This is a genomic window from Streptococcus parasanguinis (genome assembly GCF_009717775.1).
GTDB classification, from domain to species: domain Bacteria; phylum Bacillota; class Bacilli; order Lactobacillales; family Streptococcaceae; genus Streptococcus; species Streptococcus parasanguinis_AG.
The window spans coordinates 30,696-50,702 of the sequence record NZ_WMZF01000003.1 but is presented as its reverse complement, the minus strand read 5'-3'; the positions used below and the strand labels follow the sequence as shown (position 1 = coordinate 50,702).

Sequence of the window (20,007 nt, the reverse complement as noted above, 5' to 3'; positions counted from 1 at the left end):
GTGATTTTGGTAGTCTTGTTCAAAACTGTGATTATTGATTATTGGTGTAATGGGGGTCGTAGTGGGCCCCATTAGATATCTTGATTAAAAATAACAAAAGGCAGTGCTCTTGGCTATCATTATATGAGCCAAGCACTGCCTTTTGTTATACTTTTGTTGCTTTAAACCAGAATTTATCCCCTTCCCTAGTAGGAGATGAGAAAATATAACGTGGGTTATAATTAGAAATCTCTTCCTTAATTTGTTCGGTCATTTCTCGTAGAATTTTTTGTGCTTGCTGAGTCTTTGGATATTGCATTACGACACTTACACTTGAATTCCTGACGTCTATCGTACATTTAGATATAGAATTGTTAAAACTTTGTACGACAGGATCAAAGCCTGTTTTGGTTGTTTGATTATCCTTATCACTGATTGCTTCGTTTCTTTCATCTTGTTTCAAAAAATGTCTAAATCTAATTGTTTGAAAAATCGATTTGAAATAATTTAAGACAGAATCATTTCTAAATCTTTGAAGTAGTTCAATCCCAATAAGAAAAATAAGCAAAGTTATTAAGATAATCGATAACAATTTACTAAAGTATTCGATTATTCCTAATTTTTCTTGAATAAGAGAGAATATATTTTTAAGTTGTGGAATTTGAATATTTTTAGATAATTCCCCAAGTTGACGTAAAGCCAGATTTAAAATAATGCTTAGAAATCCAAAATAAATCAGCCAAACATTAACATTATATGTTTTCTGGAAAAAACTCTTTCTCATTGCTATAAGATACCTTTCTTAGTGAAATAAGTTGGGCAAAGTAGAGGAAAAACTTGATAAGGATGTTCATTATCGATAATTTGAATTAGTCCAGTCCCTTTTCCCGTAGGAATAACAATTCCTTCAGGATTCAAATCTGGAAAAAGAAATTGAGTTGTCTTCTGATTAATGTTCCCTATCTGAATCAGAACACTAAGTTGCTCTCTAACTGATACCGGTATTGTATTGTGATCGAATCGCTGGCTCACTAACAGAAGGTGAACCTTAGTTGCTCTCCCAAGCAAAGCGATTTGTGATAACAGAGAAAAAAATGATTCCTTAATACTTTTATTAACTCCTTCAGATAGAGCAAGCACTTCATCTATTACCACAGTTAAATGTTTAAAATGATATTCATGATTATCATATAGCAGTTCTTGACGCTCCTGGATAAGGTTTAAGCAAGAGCTTAAATTTTCATTTACTTCTGAGACAAAATCGGATTTTGAGCGATTTCTCTCAGGATGAATGACAGGAATTCTATTTTCTCTTGCCCATCTTGATGGTGTGTCAAACTTTGGGTCAACAATGATCAGTTCTGAAAAACGCTTGAGCAGACTAAGAAGATATGTTAAAGTATATGATTTTCCTGATCCAGAATTTCCAGCTATAGCTATCGAGGTGACTTTATTATAATCAAGCGACAAATTTTTCATAATTGGTAGGTAACTTTCTTCTTGCTCAATAGCAAATTCTTCTAAATCTGAAATAATCAGTCTCTCAGATACTCCTTCTTGCCAAGGGAAAAATAATCCTCTTTGAACGTGAATATCATCTGTATCAAGAGATATAAAATAAGCTGAATTTTGTTTAAGAAGAGTGTATCTGGGATAGAGAGAGGCATTAGCAATTAAAAAAATTTTTTGGTATAGTTCATCGTCAATTATATAGCTGGCGGGAAGGCGTGGGATAAAAATAAAGCCTTCCGAAGTAATCTCTAGTGTATAACTGCTCGTAAAACTGGTCTCTCCTTGCATCAAGGCTCCTAGCCCCATGTTAAGACTTTGTAACAGATACTGATTCAATTCTTTCTGATCCATTATCTAACCTCTTTAACATTTTTTGCACGGAAATAAACATTATAACCAACTTCACATGCTTCAAGGTTATCGAAATCAACTATTGCTAGATAAGAGGGCAGAGGCACTTCTGATTCAAATTTCACCTGAAAAGGAGGTAGTCCCTGCTGTGAAAACCACGCTTTATAAGCAATGACTTCTCCAGTAGGTTGATTGTCTTCAAATTTAATTTGTGGTTCTAATTCATTACTAAGACAGTAAATTGCTTGCTTAGCATTGATGTATTGTTTTGCGGTGTTAATTGAATATCCCGCTGTGCGATTATGTGTTTTCATAATATTTTCCTTTCTTTGTTAGTGTAGAGTTGATCTGATATGCTCGGTTTAAGTCAGAGCTAGACTTTCTGACACTATATAATTTCACCTCCTATCTTTAAGGAGAAAAAAAGCAGGGAATTGGTAATCCCTGCTAAAAAAGATTGAAAAAATTGTCTAAAATGGACCTTTTCTTCAATCTGATTTTATTAGTTTTAATTAATTTTCTTTTCTTTTAGTTATTAACCCCAAACCAAAAGTGCCGATTAATAATGCACCAATCATACTGAACACACTATCAAATTGTCCAGTTGAAGGCAATTGTCGTTCTGAGTTTTGATTTGTTTTTTCAAAATTATTTTTGGAATTGTATGGAACAATTTGTGGTGAAACAACAGCACCATATTTATACCGATTTTTTGATTGTACAAAGCCGATTACTTTTCCAGTTTGAGAAACGACTGGAACGTTTTGGATACCTTGCTTAGCTAATTCTTCACGTTTACGTTCCAATTCAGCTTGTTTCTTAGCTTCTTCTTGCTTATCGAATTGTGCTTTAATCACTTCGTAAGCTTTTTTAGCCTCATCACGTTTAACAATTAATTCATTCAATTTAATTTGTTCAGCTTCAAGGTTCTTTTGTGCTTCTACAAGTGCATTTTGCGCTTTTGCATGTGCATTTTGTGCTTCTACCAATTTAGCAGGAGCATTTTCTAAGTTTTGGACTTTTTCTTGTGCTTCTACAAGTGTTTTCTCAGAACCTTTCAATTCTGCTTTAGCAGTTTTAAGGTCTGCTTTAGCAGTTTCAAGATCTGCTTTCGTTTGTGCCAATTTAGCTTGTTCAGCTTTCAAAGTTGTTTGTTTAGCGTTCAGAATTTCTTGTTTTGCAGATAATACAGCTTTTGCTTGTGTTAGTTTAGCTTGTTTAGCTTGAATGTCAGCGTTGAGGTCGGCTACAGCTTTTTGTGCTTTTTCATTGTCAGCAGTAGATTTTACCAAGTTTTCTTGTGCTTTGTCAAGAGTTGATTGTGCTTCTGGTGTTTGTACTTTTACAGCTTCTCTTTCAGCCAAGACTTTTTTAGCTACTGAAAGTGCGGTGTCTGCTTGTTTTTTGCTGTTTTGGGCATTAACAAGATCCGTTTGGGCATTGTTGTAAGCTGTTGTAGCATTTTCTAACGCAGTTTTAGCATTGTTATAACGTGTTTCAATAACTTCTTTTGTATTAGGGTTAACGATAGCTGTTGTATCAAATGATGAACCCTCACGAACAAGACGTTCTGCAACGTTAATAAAATGAACGCCTGTCACATCTTTTCGTGAAGATAGCGCAATACCCATAAATTGGTTTTTATCTTCTGTTGAAGTTACGCCTGAAACCGAACCTGCGTGTTCCCACTCTTGACCGTTGTAAAGGAAACTTACAAAGGCTTCAAACACTAGCTCTTTAGCACGGTTCATAGTCATTGTAGAACGACTACCGTATTCTGTATACATATTTTCATAGAATTGCCCTTCAAATAGTCCGTTCTTACCTGCAAGCTCTTCAATACCTGCCTCGTCATGACCTTCTGAAATAACTTTATCCCAATCCCAATTATCAGCTACATATCGGTCAGCTACTTCATCAGCAAACTTCATAGCTCCTTTTGAGACAACTACTTTATTGGTTCCAAAGGCTTCACGAATTTGGTTCAAGAGATCATTTGCAAAGAAAGTCAATTCCATTTTTTGTTCATCTGTCAATGAACCAAGTGTCAATGTAATCCCATTATCGTTAGAATTTGAATTAAACTTATTCAAAGAAGCCATTTCGCTATTCATAGCTTTAAGTTGTTGTTTAGCTTCTGCACGTTTCTTATCACCTGCTTCGGTCAAATCATCAAAATTTTTATAGGCTTTAAGAGCCTCAATATACTTAGCAGGTACAACAATAGTGTTTGTTGCTTTAAAGTCTGCTTCTGCTTTAGAAAAATCTACTTTTTTATCTGCTAAAATGTTTTTTGTTTGTTCAGCAACTTTGGTAGCTTCTGCTAAATTTTTGCCTGTTTGGTTAGCTGTCGCTTCTTTAGTTGCAAGATCTTTATTAGCTTCTGTAATAGCTTTCGATCGTGCTTCGTCAGCTTTTTTAGCTTCATCAAGTTGGGTTTGAGCTGTAGCAACTGCTTTTTTATCAGCTTTTACTTGAGCTTGTGTTTGTTCTGCTTTTGCAATAACTTCTTTAGCACCTGTTCCATCAAGGTTTGATTGTGCTTTTTCTACATCTGTTTTAGCATTATCGACTTCTTTTTGGACGTTGTCGACTTCTTTTTGAGCTGTGACAACTTTATCGTTTTGGTTTGTAACTTTTGTTGTGGCTTCGTTTACATTAGCTTGTTTTTCTACCACTTTAGTCTCATTTGCTTTGATTTCAGCTTTAACAGCCTCAACTTTTTCTTTTGCAGACTGAATATTTTTTGGAGTTGCTTCATTAGCATAGGCAGTCGCTATATCCAGGTTAGCTTTGGCTTCTTTCTCAGCATTTGATGTTTTTTCGACATTTCTAGTAGCTTCATTTACAACCGTTTGTTGGGCATCTACATCCCTTTGTGCTTGATTAGCATATGTTTCGGTAGTTGTGACCTCTGCTTGTGTTACTTCACTTGTTTTTGAAGCAACGGTTGTTGCTTTTGTTTCTGCGGGTGTAACAACTTCATCAGCATTAGCTGTAACAGCAGTAAAACCTGTTAACGCCATTCCAGTTGCAATAGCAATTGTGACATTTTTCTTTTTCATTTATTTTCCTATCTATTAAAAGTAATTTGTGTAAGAAACCTAAAATTAATTGGTTCTAAACAATTCGTAACAGTGATATTATATCACTAACTGCAACTATTGTAAATGTTTATTAAAATAAAGATACAATTGTTTATATAAAAATGGGTCCATAATTTATACAATATATAAAAGGAGTTTTTTATGATAATTGGTAAATTGGTTAGAGAATATAGATTAAAAAAGAAATTGACCCAACAAGAATTGGCGGAATTAAGCGATTTAAGTTTACCTTTTATCAATTTAGTAGAAAATAACAGAAGAAATCTATCAGTAGATACACTGCTTAGGATTTTACAAGCGATGGAAATTGAACCAAGTGATTTTTTTAAACCACTTTCTTATTCTTCAAATCAAGACCTCCAACTTCTTATTGAGAAACTTCAAGTGAAAGAAGATAGTAGTGAATACATAAAAGTATTCTTGAACATTTTAAGGTTGAGTGAAGATAGATAAGCATTTTAGTTTAATCGGAATTTATGATATATAGAAGTTGCGACTGATATTGTTTAATGAATTAATCATTATAATCTACACCGTCAATGATTTCTTGAATGAATCGAATGAATTTAATTACATATTTTCCAATGAAACCATAAGCGATGCCACCTATCCACAGAGCAAATGAACAAAATACACATAACATTGTGAATTGGAACCAAAACCATGTAGTTCGCCATGTAAACAAGAACATGAGAAAACCGATTATTACTCCACTTCCAAAGATACCAACTAACATTTGTGAGGTTACAAAAGCAAAAAACCAATAGATTGGCAAAGTGCTATAGTACCAAGCTTTTGATAATAATTCTCTCAATTTATTTACTCCAATCTTTTTTGATTGGTTTATTAGCTTTAATTGTATTATGAGATCTCTTTATATAATTATCACCGGATTGTTTGACCCTAACTGTAAAAAGACCTGCTATTACACCGTTAATGAATTTGTTTAATGACATCATGTCCCCCAATGTAACAATTTTATATTAGTAGTGTTAGTAAGTGACTTTTTGATGATATTCTATTCAAAAATAATCATGTATGACTTCTAACTATAATCAGCATATTATCACAATTTGTAAATATAATCAACGTATTATATACAATTATTAAATAAAAGTGGGTGTGTTTTAGCAGTTTTATTGAGACTAAATACATTTTTTTATGTCCCACAAACCATTCATAATAAAGGAATTCAAAGCAGGATGATTTTTAAAGAGTTCGTTAATTTTTTGCTCATCTCTACGTACAGATTCTAAAAAAGGAATTTCTTCGCTATTTCTTTTATAAATATTGTTTTTTTTCAAAATGTATTCAAAAACATATTCTGCCTCAATAAAATCATTTAGAGAAAAACCATATTTATTTTTAAATTCAGGGTTAAGTTCATCAATTAAATTATCCAGATCAAGCACATCAACCAAGTGGAATAAGTAGTTGTCTATATCTTTATCTATCTCATAGGAAGTATCCTTAATGGATATGCCCTTTTGCTTATCCAATATTAATTGTCTAAACTGTTCAAAGAATTCTTTCAGTGGCTCTTCTTTAGTTTTATTAAATAGGTCAACTAGATTAATACTTTTAACGGCATAATTTTCAATAACTTCAAATTTATCTGAATTTTCGTGGAACCATTCTATAAACGATTCTCTATCCTTCATAAGGAGATCTTCTATTATAAATTCTCTAGCCAAAACAAGTAGCACACAGTTGTTTAATACTGTTGTGTCTAATGAATCTCCTGAATTTAATTTATTTTGGAAATTCCTAATATCTTTAAAAGAATCATATATTTCCCTTGAAAAATACTCGTAATTTTTACAAGAACTTATAGGAAGTTCCATAGTTCCAACATGTATTATAAGTAGCTTTTCATCTGCTATCTTGTTATAAAGCCATTCTGGAAATTTATCATCTGTTTTTTTAATGATCTTATATGCAGTCCTTAACAACATTATATTTTCATTGTATAGCGTTTCTATTGCTTTTTGGCGACGTTCGAAAATTGTTGGTCGGAGAAATTGCCAATTTGGAAACTCGTTTAGAAAGTTATCTTTCAATCTTTTAGTACTTGAAATAATATCTTCTAATCGCCTGATATAATTGATCTCAAAATTATTAATAAACATTAACTTATTTGAACTCTCATAGTTATTACGAAAGTCTTCTTTTGTCAGTACCCGATAAGTGGGATCCTTTGCCATTAGTTTTTTGATTCTATCTAAGTTTAGTTTCGAAGGGTAATCTTCCCCTTTTTTCCAGCGACTAATTTGAGCACAGCTCACACCTAATCTCTGAGACAAAATTTTTTGAACTCCTGTTTTCCTATCTGAATTAATTAGTCCTTCGGTAATTAACATTTCATGGATTTCGTATTTTAACTGGTCATCAACATTATCATTAGGTAGTTTCTTACATTCTTTTTTATAGCTTAAATTAATTTCATTTAAAAATAGAATATAATTATTAAAACTCTGTTTAAAATTTTCTTTTCTCTCTTTTTGAAGCCATTTTTTTCGCTTCTCTTCATTATTTGTTTCTGGATAAATGTCAACTTCAGTATACAACATGTTTAAAAGTGCTTTGATTAGAGAACTAATATTAGGATCCTTAACAATAATTTCGTTTTGTTCCATATTAAATTTATTTAAATATGTTAAAAGTTTTTTAATTGATTTAATATTTGGAGAGTAAGTTCCTTTTTTCCAATTATTTAGCATGTTTTTTGATATTCCTAGCTCAACAGTAAGAAGTTTAGTAGATATACCAAACTTCTTTTTTATTTCTCTTAAAAATTCATCAAGTAAATAGTTAAATAAAAACAAATTATCTCTCATAATATTAGATTATATCAAAAATCCCAGTTTTTTTATAAATCGCTTAATTTTTCTTGGAGGGAGTTTGTTAACATAATGAAGTAAAGAAATTTCTTTACAAAAAACATGTATAGTCTTTGATGATGCGCATCAAGAAGACGGATTGAAACTAATATAAACAATATAACGATAAAGGTTGTGTTGTGTAAAAATTGTTTCGCCGATTTTTAGTGTGCATTTGACAACAAGGCTTTCAATTTTTGAATATTAGAGTTTCTATTCGTCTTTGCAAAAGAGACTGTTAGAAAAGAGAAAATATGTCAAAAATTGAAGAACGCAGAGAACGTAGAATTAATCGAGCAATACGTGAAAATGATTGGAATGAAGTGAGTAGATTACTAGACCAACAATTTGATAATATTAAGCGACAAGACCGCAAGTATCATCTTTCAAGCTTGAATGCACTAGTAAAAAAAGGAGGAGGTATAACCGAGTTAATTGACTTATATAACGATAATGGTTTGGATCCGCTTGAGCAGGTACTTATCAATGAAGTTCGTGAATATCTTTGTAGAGCTTTAAGTAAACTATCAGAAGATGACAGACATATATTTTTAGGGATAGTAATTTACGGAAAATCATTACTAGAACTAACAAAAGAGACTCGGTACAAGAGTCATAAAACTGTTAAAAGTCATTTTGAAATGTCTAAAAAATTGCTAAGAGAAGAATTAAAAAGCTACTTTGATTAGTAGTGAATATAAGCTGTATTAGAGAGATTTGTAGTATTCTGAAAAAACACCCTAGTTCATTTGAACTAGGGTGTCTCTTATATATCCGAACATCTAATTTATTTCACAAAAAATGTAGTCAAAAATGTAGTCATTCGGTTGATTTTTATTGCAATACATTGAAGTTTAAAAATTCAAGAATCGCATTAAATCAAGGCTTTCACGTCTCTGTTGAAACGTAATGACCTATTATTTAACTTCTGTAAACACAACGTGTTTGCGAAGTTTTGGTGAGTATTTCTTCAATTGAAGACGGTCTGGAGTGTTACGTTTGTTTTTAGAAGTAAGGTACAAGCGTTCACCAGATTCTTTGTGTTCAAGTGTAATATTTACGCGCATGGTATCTCCCTTCTATTATTCAGCTGATGCAGCTTTAGCGATCTTACGTCCTTTGTAGTATCCTTTAAGTGATACACGGTGTGAACGTGAGTAATCTCCAGTTGCTTCGTCAAAGTTTACAGATGGAGCTGTTACTTTGTAGTGCGTACGACGTTTGTTTTTCTTCGCTTTTGATGTGCGACGTGCAGGTACTGCCATTTCGTTTTTCTCCTTTTAAGATATAAATTCAATTAGGTTTGATTTTCATCAACTGTAACAGTATAACAAAACTTTTTTGTAAAGTAAAGTTACTTGACAAAAAAATTGAAATTTTTGAAAGAAACTTTTCTGTTGTCTGTTTCTCCAAAGTCCATGCCTATCTTTGGGCCTTTTTTTATGCTATAATGGTAAAAAATGAAACGAGAGGAATGACATGACAGAATTAGACAAACGCCATCGTAGTAGTGTCTACGATAGCATGGTAAAATCTCCCAACCGTGCCATGCTTCGCGCGACGGGAATGACCGATGAAAGTTTTGAGAAACCGATTGTTGGAGTGATTTCGACATGGGCGGAAAATACTCCATGTAACATCCACCTCCATGATTTTGGGAAATTGGCCAAAGAAGGTGTAAAAGATGCGGGAGCTTGGCCGGTCCAATTCGGAACCATTACGGTTGCCGATGGGATTGCTATGGGGACGCCTGGGATGCGCTTCTCCTTAACTTCTCGTGATATCATTGCAGACTCTATCGAAGCGGCTATGGGCGGTCACAACGTCGATGCCTTTGTAGCCATCGGTGGTTGTGATAAGAACATGCCAGGTTCGATGATTGCCATTGCCAATATGGATATCCCTGCGATCTTTGCCTACGGTGGGACCATTGCCCCAGGAAACCTTGATGGAAAAGATATCGACTTGGTTTCTGTTTTCGAAGGAATCGGGAAATGGAACCATGGTGACATGACGGCTGAAGAAGTGAAGCAACTGGAATGTAATGCTTGCCCTGGCCCTGGTGGCTGTGGTGGGATGTATACGGCCAACACCATGGCGACAGCGATCGAGGTTCTTGGGATGAGTCTTCCTGGTTCCTCTTCTCACCCTGCTGAATCAGCAGATAAAAAAGCGGATATCGAAGAAGCGGGTCGTGCAGTTGTGAAAATGCTTGAAATGGGACTCAAGCCATCTGACATCTTGACCCGTGAAGCCTTTGAAGATGCTATTACCGTGACCCTGGCCCTGGGTGGCTCCACCAATGCGACCCTTCACTTGCTCGCGATCGCTCATGCGGCTAACGTTGACTTGACCCTTGAAGACTTCAATGATTTCCAAGAGCGCGTGCCTCACTTGGCAGACTTAAAACCTTCTGGTCAATACGTCTTCCAAGACCTTTACAATGTCGGTGGTGTGCCTGCCGTCATGAAATATCTTCTTAAGAATGGGTTCCTTCATGGAGATCGCATCACATGTACTGGTAAAACAGTAGCTGAGAACTTGGAAGCCTTCGCTGATTTGACACCGGGTCAAAAAGTCATCATGCCACTTGAAAATCCGAAACGTGCGGATGGTCCATTGATCATCTTGAAAGGGAACTTGGCTCCAGAAGGGGCGGTTGCCAAAGTATCAGGTGTGAAGGTCCGTAACATCACGGGTCCTGCTAAGGTCTTTGACTCTGAAGAAGCTGCCATTGAAGCCGTTCTTTCAGACGAGATCGTGGATGGCGACGTTGTTGTTGTTCGTTTCGTAGGTCCTAAGGGTGGTCCTGGTATGCCGGAAATGCTGTCCTTGTCATCTATGATCGTTGGGAAAGGCCAAGGAGACAAGGTGGCCCTCTTGACAGACGGCCGCTTCTCAGGTGGTACTTATGGTCTCGTTGTCGGTCACATTGCGCCTGAAGCTCAGGTCGGTGGCCCAATCGCCTACCTCCACACAGGGGACATGGTAACGGTTGACCAAGATACCAAAGAAATCACCATGCACGTTTCAGACGAAGAGTTAGCGAAACGGAAGGCTGAAACAACCTTGCCACCACTGTATAGCCGTGGGGTTCTGGGTAAATATGCCCACATCGTTTCTTCAGCATCACGTGGTGCTGTAACCGACTTCTGGAATATGGAACAGTCTGGTAAACAGTAATTACAAGGACGACTTTGTCCAAAGAGAGAGTGGGACAGAAATCGGTAATTCGTTAGAATTCGATTTCGTCGTCCCACCTCCGCACAGTTGAGTAGGGCTGTAAAAGCTGATGAAATCAGTGTAGTAGAGCCCACTCAACCACTGCGTCTTGCTCGACAATCCAAAAACAATTGAGAGGCTAGGACTTTTGTCCCAGCCTCTTTTTTGGCTCAAAGTCGCTATTTTTAACCCTGTCGCTGAAGCGTATGAATATTACTTTTTGGGAGATTTGAGTGTATTATCTGTCATTTTTCTTGTAAATCCGTCTATAATTTGCTATAATTGTGACTAATCGAATCAATCCTTTAATACTGTCCAGAGAGGCAGGCAAGGAGCTATGGAAATGAAAGGCCTGGGAAGACCAGCCTATATTTTGTGTATCTCCTTGTTGTGGGGGATTTTTTTGTATAGTTGAAAAGTGGTTTGATGAAAAAGAGAAATCGTCGATGATGGAGCATGAAGTACTCCTTTACGATTTGGTCATCGAAGGTAGACGTTTTTGTTCAGCCATAGCTTGCTGCATCTTAATTTTAGGAGGTTTTTACGATCGTGAATGACGTTAAATATGATGTGAATGATATGCCAAAACCTGGTTTATTGATTGGTTTATCTTTCCAGCATTTGTTTGCCATGTTTGGGGCGACGGTGCTGGTGCCGATTTTGGTTGGGATTGATCCTGCCATTGCTTTGTTCTCATCTGGTTTGGGGACCTTGGCTCACTTGTCAGTGACCAAGTATAAGATTCCTGCCTACATGGGGTCTAGTTTTGCTTATATTGCTGCTATGCAGATGTTGATGAAGTCAGATGGGATCGCGGCAGTTGCGCAAGGTGCTATGGCGGGTGGCTTGGTCTACTTGTTTGTAGCTCTGATTGTTAAGCATGCGGGTAAAGATTGGATTAATAAGGTCCTTCCACCAATCGTGGTTGGTCCCATTATCATGGTAATTGGTTTGAGTCTTGCAGCGAATGCAGTCACTGATGCGACAACCTTAAATAAAAGCTATAGCGGTTATGCTCTATTGATTTCGATGGTGACCCTCTTTGCGGTTATCCTCTTTAACATGTATGGCAAGAAGATTGTCGGTGTCGTCCCAATTTTACTTGGATTAATTGTGGGCTATATTTTCTCATTGGCTCTTGGTTTGCTGACAGGACATAGTTTTGTCAATTTCTCAGAGGTAAGTGCGGCGCATTGGATTCAAGTTCCAAACTTTGACATTCCATTTGTGGATTATAGCTTTAAGCTCTATCCAAGTGCGATTTTGACCATGGCTCCAATTGCCTTTGTGACCATGACGGAACATTTTGGCCACCTCATGGTTTTAAATAGTTTGACTGAGCGTGATTACTTCAAGGATCCAGGGCTTGACCATACGCTTACTGGTGATGGATTGGCACAGATTATTGCTGGATTCTTTGGAGCTCCTCCGGTAACTTCTTATGGGGAAAACATTGGGGTGATGGCCCTTAGTAAGGTCTACTCAGTTTACGTTATTTCAGGCGCAGCAGTGATTGCGGTTGTCATGAGCTTTATTGGGAAGCTATCAGCACTCTTGCACTCTATTCCAACTCCTGTATTGGGAGGTTTGTCTATTGCCCTCTTTGGGGTTATCGCTGCTAGCGGTTTGAAAATTTTAGTTGAACATAAGATTGATTTTGATAATAAAAAGAATCTCTTGATTGCAAGTGTGATCCTAGTATCAGGGATCGGTGGTTTGATGATTGACCTCGGTGGTCTTCAAATCACGGGTGTGGCAACGTCAACCATTCTTGGAATTGTGTTGTATCAAATCCTTCCAGAACCAAAAGCTGATGAGGCTTAGTCCATTCTGGTAATGAAAAAGTTTGAATGGATTCAAACATTATAAAAAACGAGGAACAAACTCTGATGGCAGAGTTTGTTCCTCGTTTTTTTATTATGGATCGATTTCCAAAGAGGCCTTCCTTTATTAGTTGACTGCGTTTATTAAATGGTAATGATTGTTATCGTGGTGGAAGACCAAGGGCGATGCGCCCGTATCGGCTGATTCGTGTAATTTTCCAAGCGGGTGACCAAGTCACTTCAACCTTGACATCTTCGATCCCATCGATTTCCTTGAGGCGCGAAACGATTTCGATCGGAAGGCTCTCAGCACAGCTACAAGCCGTATCGGTAAAGGTCATAACCACCTTGCAAGTGCCGGCTTCATCTAGATGGATCTCGTAGATCAGTCCTAGGTTATAGACATCTAACTCAACATCGGTATCAAATACAAGCTCCAATTTTTCGATTAACGACTTCTCTAGTGCCAGGGCGCGGTCATTGATTTTGATATCCTCTCTCATCGCAAGATCCTTTCAGTGTAGTATGGCTTCCATTTTCTCATAATTCGGCTGATAAGGCAAGAAGAGAAAGAGTTTTTGAACGTGTCGAACGAAGGAAATTCGGTCCAGTCTCCATTTCTCTTCGAATTTGTGGTAAAATAGAGGCAAAAGTAAGACAAAGGATGAAGGCTATGAAATTACAAAAACCAAAAGGGACCCAGGATATCCTTCCTGGCGATTCAGCGAAATGGCAATATGTAGAAGGCTTTGCACGCAAGGTCTTTGCGCGATACAATTATGATGAAATCCGCACACCGATCTTCGAACATTATGAAGTCATCAGCCGTTCAGTAGGGGATACGACGGATATCGTTACCAAAGAAATGTATGACTTCTATGATAAGGGAGACCGTCATATCACGCTTCGTCCAGAAGGAACAGCTCCTGTTGTCCGCTCGTATGTAGAAAATAAACTCTTTGCGCCTGAGGTACAAAAACCAAGTAAGTTCTATTACATAGGCCCAATGTTCCGCTACGAACGTCCTCAAGCAGGTCGTTTGCGTCAATTCCACCAAATTGGGGTAGAATGCTTTGGATCGAGCAATCCTGCAACGGATGTCGAAACTATTGCCATGGCAGCGCAATTCCTGAAAGAATTAGGAATTGACAATGTGACCTTGCACTTGAACACCTTGGGAAGCCCTGCTAGTCGTCAGGCTTATCGTCAAGCCTTGATTGATTACCTCTTGCCAATGAAGGATCAATTGTCTAAGGACAGCCAACGTCGCTTAGAAGAAAATCCGCTTCGTGTCTTGGATTCAAAAGAAAAAGAAGACAAGGCCGCGGTTGAACAGGCTCCTTCCATCCTAGACTATCTTGATGAAGAAAGCCAGGCGCATTTTGATGCAGTTCGTCGGATGTTAGAAGACTTAGGGGTGGCCTATGTCATCGATACCAATATGGTGCGTGGCTTGGATTACTACAACCACACGATTTTTGAGTTCATTACAGAAATTGAAGGCAATGAATTGACAGTCTGTGCGGGTGGTCGCTATGATGGTTTGGTTGAATACTTCGGTGGCCCTGCGACAGCTGGTTTTGGATTTGGTATCGGTGTGGAACGGATCCTTCTCGTTCTTGAAAAGAAAGGCATTGAATTACCGATCGAAACAGGCCTAGATGCCTATATCGCTGTCCTAGGAGATGAGGTCAATGAAGCAGCGCTTAGCTTGGTTCAAGCCCTTCGAATCCAAGGTTTCAAGGTAGAACGTGATTACCTTGGACGCAAGCTCAAGGCGCAATTTAAGTCAGCAGATGTCTTTGCGGCCAAAGCCTTGATTACCTTAGGAAGTAGTGAAGTTGAGAGCGGTCAAGTTACTGTGAAAAATAACCAAACTCGTCAAGAAGTAACGGTAGCTCTTGAAAAATTGAAGAAAGACTTCCCATCTGTTTTAGCAGAGTTGGGATTAGCTTGATCAAGTCTTGCAGACACCTGAAAAACAGATTCGCATGGGAGTAGGAGCAAAATCGTTGCGCCTGCTCTCTTTTATCTAGCTTCTGTTTGCCGACCTTTGCCAAGATTTGGCGAAAAGCCGTTAAATTTTCTGACATTTATGATATAATGAGAAGACTACTAGTAAAGGAATGAATCAGTCATGACATTAGTTTATCAATCAACACGAGATGAAAAAAATACTGTAACAGCTAGTCAAGCCATCCTTCAAGGATTGGCGACAGATGGCGGTTTGTTTACTCCAGTCTCTTATCCTCAAGTAGAGCTGGATTTTGATACCCTCAAAGACGCTTCTTACCAAGAAGTGGCCAAGCTTGTTTTGTCAGCCTTTTTGGACGACTTTACAGCAGAAGAGTTGGACTACTGTATTTCTCATGCTTATGACAGCAAGTTTGATACCCCAGCTATTGCTCCGCTTGTCAAACTCGATGGTCAATACAACTTGGAGCTCTTCCACGGCTCCACTATTGCCTTTAAAGATATGGCTTTGTCGATCTTGCCTTACTTTATGACAACAGCAGCTAAAAAGTACGGTTTGGAAAATAAAATTGTCATCTTGACGGCGACTTCTGGAGATACAGGAAAAGCTGCTATGGCAGGTTTTGCCGATGTTCCAGGAACAGAGATCATTGTCTTTTATCCAAAAGACGGGGTCAGCAAGGTGCAAGAATTGCAAATGACGACTCAGACTGGAGACAATACCCATGTCATCGCCATCGATGGAAACTTTGACGATGCCCAAACCAATGTCAAACACATGTTCAATGATGTGGCGCTCCGTGAAAAATTAGCAGCCAACAAGATGCAATTCTCATCAGCCAACTCTATGAACATTGGTCGTTTGGTGCCTCAGGTTGTCTATTACGTATACGCCTATGCTCAATTGGTCAAGACAGGCCAAATAACAGCGGGAGAAAAAGTCAATTTCACCGTCCCAACAGGAAACTTTGGAAATATCTTGGCAGCTTTCTATGCCAAACAAATCGGTCTTCCAGTTGGAAAATTGATCTGTGCGTCAAATGAAAACAATGTCTTGACAGACTTCTTCAAAACACATGTCTATGATAAGAAACGTGAGTTCAAGGTGACCACCAGTCCATCGATGGATATTTTGGTCTCTTCAAACTTAGAACGCTTGATTTTCCATTTGGTAGGCAATGATGCCACAAAGACCAAAGAGTTGATGGAAAGCCTCGTTGCAACAGGTCAGTACCAATTGTCCAACTTTGATGCAGACATCTTAGATTTGTTTGCGGCTGCATACGCAGATGAAGCAGAAACTGCTGCAGAGATCAAGCGGGTCTATGAAGCGTCTGATTACATCGAAGACCCTCATACAGCCGTAGCATCAGCCGTTTATCAAAAATACCGGAGCCAAACAGGGGATACTGCTAAAACAGTCATTGCCTCTACAGCAAGTCCTTATAAATTCCCAGTTGTAGCGGTAGAAGCGGTAACAGGCGAGACAGGTCTAGGCGATTTCGAAGCCTTGGCTAAATTACACACACTTTCAGGTGTTCCTGTACCACCGGCTGTAGACGGCCTTGAAACTGCACCGGTTCGCCATCGTACAAGCGTGGCAGCCAAAGACATGCAAGCAGCCGTAGAAGACTACTTGGGACTTTAATTCTCTGTATTAGAAAGATCAAAAGAGCCGTTTGGCTCTTTTATATACTCATGAATTCATACAAAAAAATCTTAAATATCGCCCTTCCTGCCATGGGTGAAAATTTCTTACAAATGCTGATGGGCATGGTGGATTCTTATTTAGTGGCTCACCTGGGCTTGATTGCCATTTCAGGTGTTTCCGTCGCAGGGAATATCATCACGATCTATCAAGCCATCTTTTTGGCACTGGGTGCGGCAGTTGCCAGTGTCATGTCCAAAAGCTTGGGTGAAAAAAATCAAGCCAACATTGCCTACCATGCGACAGAGTCACTGAAGGTGACCTTATTGTTGAGTGCTCTCTTAGGAGGGGCATCGCTGTTATTTGGACGCCAGATGATTTCGCTGTTGGGGACTGAAGCTGCAGTAGCCGAAAGCGGGGGGATTTATCTTTCCTTGGTCGGCGGGACCATTGTTCTCTTAGGGTTGATGACGACCTTGGGCTCCTTGGTTCGGGTGGCCAACAATCCACGTCTTCCTATGTATGTGAGCCTGTTGACCAATCTATTAAACGCTCTATTCTCCTCTGTGGCCATTTTCCTTTTTGGTTGGGGAATTGTCGGAGCGGCTTTGGGGACTGTGCTGGCCCGTCTGGTGGGCGTCATCCTCTTGTGGCAAAAGGTCCAGCTACCCTTTGCCCCCCTTGGTTGGGGATTGGATCGTAAGCTCTTGAACTTAGCACTTCCAGCAGCCGGAGAGCGGCTGATGATGCGGGCTGGAGATGTGGTAATCATTGCGATCGTGGTTGCTTTTGGGACCGAGGCAGTCGCAGGAAATGCCATCGGAGAGACCTTGACCCAGTTCAACTACATGCCTGTATTTGGAGTGGCCACAGCGACGGTTATGCTCGTGGCACGGAGCCTGGGTGAAGGTGATCTTGAGCAGATTGCCCGCCTTCGAAAGCAGTCTTACTGGTTGTCCTTCGTGTTAATGTTACCCATTGCCTTGGGAATCTTTTTTGGGGGCACCCTTCTGACCCATCTCTACACACAAGATACAAAAGCAGTCGAAGCTAGCCTTTCGGTTGTCCTCTTTTCTTTGTTAGGAACGCCGTTTACAGCAGGAACGGTCATCTATACAGCTGTTTGGCAAGGCTTGGGAAATGGGAAACTTCCATTTTATGCAACGACGATTGGCATGTGGGTCATTCGAATTGGAGCCGGTTATCTGCTTGGAGTAACCCTTGGCTTTGGCCTTCCAGGGGTCTGGACGGGGACGCTGCTCGACAATGGCTTTCGTTGGCTATTTTTGAGTCAGCTATATAGACGAAAAGTAGGAGAGAAGAAAAAATGACAAAACAAGCCTTTATTTGGGATTTGGACGGAACTTTGCTGGATTCCTATGATGCTATTCTGGCAGGTCTTGAGGAGACCTATGCAACTTATCAGCTTCCCTTTGACCGAGCTAGCATTAAAGACTACATCTTGAAGCATTCGGTTCAAGATCTTTTAGTAGCCGTGGCGGAGGAGTATCATCTGGATGTGACTGACTTGAATCATCGACGAGCAGAAAGTCTAGCAGAGAAAAATGCCCAGGTCCTTCTGATGGATGGGGCGCGTGATGTCCTGTCCTGGGGACAAGAAGCTGGAATTGAGCAGTTTGTCTATACCCATAAGGGAGAGAATGCCTTTGTCATCCTGCGGGACTTGGGTTTGGAATCTTTTTTTACAGAGATTTTGACCAGTCAAAGTGGTTTTGCCCGCAAGCCTGACCCAGAAGCTGCCATGTATCTGATGGAGAAGTACGGGTTGGAGCCAGAAAATACCTACTATATTGGGGATCGGAGCCTGGATATTGACTTTGCAAGAAATAGCCAGATTCAGAGTATCAATTTCTTGACGTCTGACTATCAAGGCAATCATCAGATGAACACCTTACTAGATATCCCAGCTATTTTAAACGCTGAAAAGAATCTGTAAAGAATTTGTTTTCATTTTGAAATAAAGTCGTAAGCTTTCTTTAAGAAATGTCCGCTATAATAGAAGCATAAACAAAGACCTCCTAACTTTGTTTAGAAAAATCCTAAAACTTTTCTTTTTCATAATAATCTCCCTAAGAGTCGCCAAATCAGGCGGCTTTTTTTGTGTGAAAGAATAGTGCAAGCTCTTTTTCTTGCCAGAGGATATGAAATGTTTTATAATTGATTAGTCAATTATTGATTTATCAAAAATGAATAGAGGAAGGGACATGGCAGAAATAAATGATTTGCTCTACCAACTACGCTTGGCAGATCAATCAACTACACAGTTATTTGAAAAGCGCCTAGGGATTAGCTTAACACGTTACCAAATCTTGCAGGATTTGTTAGAACAAGCGCCTTGCAATCAGATCGCGGTTCAGGAGCGCTTGCAGATTGATCCAGCGGCTTTAACCCGACATTTCAAAATATTAGAAAAGGAAGGATTTGTCCATCGGAGTCGAAATCCAAAGAATCAGCGGGAAATCTTAATTCATTTGACGGATACGGCCTATAATCGTTTGGTCAAACATCCCCCTCGCTATCATGTAGCGGTGAAAGAACAGATGAGTCGGATTTTGACTGCTCAAGAACAAGAGCAATTTTCTTACCTGCTGGACAAATTAGTATCTGGCATTGAACAAATAACAGTTGAATAAAAAGGAGAATCTACGATGTCATTACTGACGATTATTTTAGCAAGTCTTGCTGCACTGGAGCATTTGTATATTTTTTATTTGGAGAGCATCAGAACCACATCTGATACCACAAGTCGGGTTTTCAACATGGATAAAGAAGAACTCGCTCGCCCATCTGTGACCTCTTTATTTAAGAATCAAGGAATCTACAATGCCTTGATTGGTGCCTTCCTCTTGTATGGATTGTTTGTCTCTAAAAATAGTGAAGTTGTTACGATTTTTGTGCTTTTTATTATTGGAGCTGCGACCTACGGTGCGATGACAGCCAATAAAAAAATTATCTTGACCCAAGGTGGTCCTGCAATTTTGGCTTTGTTGAGTATCCTATTGTTGGGATAAAAAAGACGTTCCGCTAGGGCTCTTTGAGCTGATTTTATTAAATTAGTGTAGAAAAAAGTATAAAAAAAGACTAAAATTTTTATTGACTTTCTAAGAAAAAGGGTTATAATGGTAGCAACAGAAAAGTAATGAGTCAGCTATTTCCAGGGAGCTTGTGGGAATTGTGAACAAGCAATAGCGACTGATGAAAATTGGACTGTTATGATCAATGAATTCTAACCCATGTGAATTCGGTTGGCACCCCTTACCGTGCAACTCCTTGATAGAGGAGATAGAGATGTAGGGAAAGACCGGCTATTTTTCCCTATAAAAGAGGTGGCACCGCGGACACTACGCCCTCACACAGTTTTTGTGTGAGGGCTTTTCTATGTGCCTTAGCAAGCGAAGCGAGCTTAGGCACATTGATCCCAAAGCGAAAATAGAGCGATGGGATACCCTTGCTCGCCTTAGCAAGCGACGTTACGATTCATTAGAAAAAGA

The 20,007-nt window shown here is 38.9% G+C and carries 18 protein-coding genes; 10 read left to right on the top strand and 8 right to left on the bottom strand.

The features are described from left to right. Positions 1 to 145: 145 nt before the first annotated feature. The 4 genes from GMC92_RS06295 to GMC92_RS06280 all read right to left on the bottom strand — a co-directional run bounded on the left by GMC92_RS06295 (position 146) and on the right by GMC92_RS06280 (position 4,907). Positions 146 to 763 (bottom strand): hypothetical protein, encoded by a 618-nt coding sequence (locus GMC92_RS06295; RefSeq protein WP_155200008.1) that lies wholly within the window; start codon positions 761 to 763, stop codon positions 146 to 148. 2 nt (positions 764 to 765) lie between these two features. Next, positions 766 to 1,842, bottom strand: a complete 1,077-nt coding sequence (locus tag GMC92_RS06290) for an ATP-binding cassette domain-containing protein (protein ID WP_155200007.1) — start codon at positions 1,840 to 1,842, stop codon at positions 766 to 768. Next, positions 1,842 to 2,156, bottom strand: a complete 315-nt coding sequence (locus tag GMC92_RS06285) for a hypothetical protein (protein ID WP_155200006.1) — start codon at positions 2,154 to 2,156, stop codon at positions 1,842 to 1,844. The genes GMC92_RS06290 and GMC92_RS06285 overlap by 1 nt, the downstream gene beginning before the upstream one ends. 198 nt (positions 2,157 to 2,354) lie before the next feature. Continuing rightward, positions 2,355 to 4,907 (bottom strand): SEC10/PgrA surface exclusion domain-containing protein, encoded by a 2,553-nt coding sequence (locus GMC92_RS06280; RefSeq protein ID WP_155200005.1) that lies wholly within the window; start codon positions 4,905 to 4,907, stop codon positions 2,355 to 2,357. 183 nt (positions 4,908 to 5,090) lie between these two features. On the opposite strand from GMC92_RS06280, the gene GMC92_RS06275 reads away from it, so the two are divergent. Beyond that, positions 5,091 to 5,402, top strand: a complete 312-nt coding sequence (locus GMC92_RS06275) for a helix-turn-helix domain-containing protein (RefSeq protein ID WP_155200004.1) — start codon at positions 5,091 to 5,093, stop codon at positions 5,400 to 5,402. A 692-nt stretch (positions 5,403 to 6,094) separates the two neighbouring features. Here the strand turns inward: GMC92_RS06275 and GMC92_RS06270 are convergent. Further along, positions 6,095 to 7,774 (bottom strand): helix-turn-helix domain-containing protein, encoded by a 1,680-nt coding sequence (locus GMC92_RS06270; RefSeq protein WP_155200003.1) that lies wholly within the window; start codon positions 7,772 to 7,774, stop codon positions 6,095 to 6,097. Between the two features lie 308 nt (positions 7,775 to 8,082). On the opposite strand from GMC92_RS06270, the gene GMC92_RS06265 reads away from it, so the two are divergent. Further along, the gene (locus tag GMC92_RS06265; RefSeq protein WP_155200002.1) at positions 8,083 to 8,517 is read left to right on the top strand and encodes an RNA polymerase sigma factor; all 435 of its coding nucleotides are present in this window, start codon (positions 8,083 to 8,085) and stop codon (positions 8,515 to 8,517) included. A gap of 228 nt (positions 8,518 to 8,745) precedes the next feature. On the opposite strand, the gene rpmG is transcribed toward GMC92_RS06265, so the two are convergent. After that, on the bottom strand, positions 8,746 to 8,895 hold the full coding sequence (rpmG, locus tag GMC92_RS06260; RefSeq protein ID WP_001265622.1) for a 50S ribosomal protein L33: 150 nt from the start codon (positions 8,893 to 8,895) through the stop codon (positions 8,746 to 8,748). Between the two features lie 15 nt (positions 8,896 to 8,910). Next, positions 8,911 to 9,093 carry a 50S ribosomal protein L32 gene (gene rpmF, locus GMC92_RS06255; RefSeq protein WP_003009516.1) on the bottom strand — a complete coding sequence of 61 codons (183 nt, stop codon included), beginning with the start codon at positions 9,091 to 9,093 and terminating at the stop codon, positions 8,911 to 8,913. Positions 9,094 to 9,307: 214 nt separating this feature from the next. Between rpmF and ilvD the strand changes: the two genes are divergently transcribed. Then, positions 9,308 to 11,011, top strand: a complete 1,704-nt coding sequence (ilvD, locus tag GMC92_RS06250; RefSeq protein WP_155200001.1) for a dihydroxy-acid dehydratase — start codon at positions 9,308 to 9,310, stop codon at positions 11,009 to 11,011. Positions 11,012 to 11,599: 588 nt separating this feature from the next. Further along, on the top strand, positions 11,600 to 12,874 hold the full coding sequence (locus tag GMC92_RS06240) for a uracil-xanthine permease family protein (protein WP_338324042.1): 1,275 nt from the start codon (positions 11,600 to 11,602) through the stop codon (positions 12,872 to 12,874). Positions 12,875 to 13,034: 160 nt separating this feature from the next. Here GMC92_RS06240 and GMC92_RS06235 read toward each other — a convergent pair whose 3' ends face one another. Further along, entirely contained in the window at positions 13,035 to 13,376 is a 342-nt protein-coding gene (locus GMC92_RS06235; protein WP_049472501.1) for a metal-sulfur cluster assembly factor, read from the bottom strand. 170 nt (positions 13,377 to 13,546) lie between these two features. Here GMC92_RS06235 and hisS point away from each other — a divergent pair, with 170 nt between their 5' ends. From hisS to GMC92_RS06205, 6 genes are all read left to right on the top strand, one after another. Next, positions 13,547 to 14,830 carry a histidine--tRNA ligase gene (gene hisS, locus GMC92_RS06230; protein ID WP_155200000.1) on the top strand — a complete coding sequence of 428 codons (1,284 nt, stop codon included), beginning with the start codon at positions 13,547 to 13,549 and terminating at the stop codon, positions 14,828 to 14,830. A gap of 180 nt (positions 14,831 to 15,010) precedes the next feature. Further along, complete coding sequence (gene thrC, locus GMC92_RS06225) at positions 15,011 to 16,495, top strand: threonine synthase (protein WP_155199999.1); 1,485 nt, start codon at positions 15,011 to 15,013, stop codon at positions 16,493 to 16,495. A gap of 50 nt (positions 16,496 to 16,545) precedes the next feature. Continuing rightward, a complete protein-coding gene (locus GMC92_RS06220) occupies positions 16,546 to 17,826 on the top strand; it encodes an MATE family efflux transporter (protein WP_155199998.1) in 1,281 nt (426 codons plus the stop codon). After that, positions 17,823 to 18,452, top strand: coding sequence for an HAD-IA family hydrolase (locus GMC92_RS06215; RefSeq protein ID WP_155199997.1), 630 nt, complete (start codon positions 17,823 to 17,825; stop codon positions 18,450 to 18,452). Before GMC92_RS06220 ends, GMC92_RS06215 begins: the two co-directional genes overlap by 4 nt. Before the next feature lie 268 nt (positions 18,453 to 18,720). Further along, a complete protein-coding gene (locus GMC92_RS06210; RefSeq protein WP_023920160.1) occupies positions 18,721 to 19,149 on the top strand; it encodes a MarR family winged helix-turn-helix transcriptional regulator in 429 nt (142 codons plus the stop codon). A 15-nt stretch (positions 19,150 to 19,164) separates the two neighbouring features. Further along, positions 19,165 to 19,527 carry a DUF1304 domain-containing protein gene (locus GMC92_RS06205; protein WP_155199996.1) on the top strand — a complete coding sequence of 121 codons (363 nt, stop codon included), beginning with the start codon at positions 19,165 to 19,167 and terminating at the stop codon, positions 19,525 to 19,527. Positions 19,528 to 20,007: the final 480 nt, after the last annotated feature.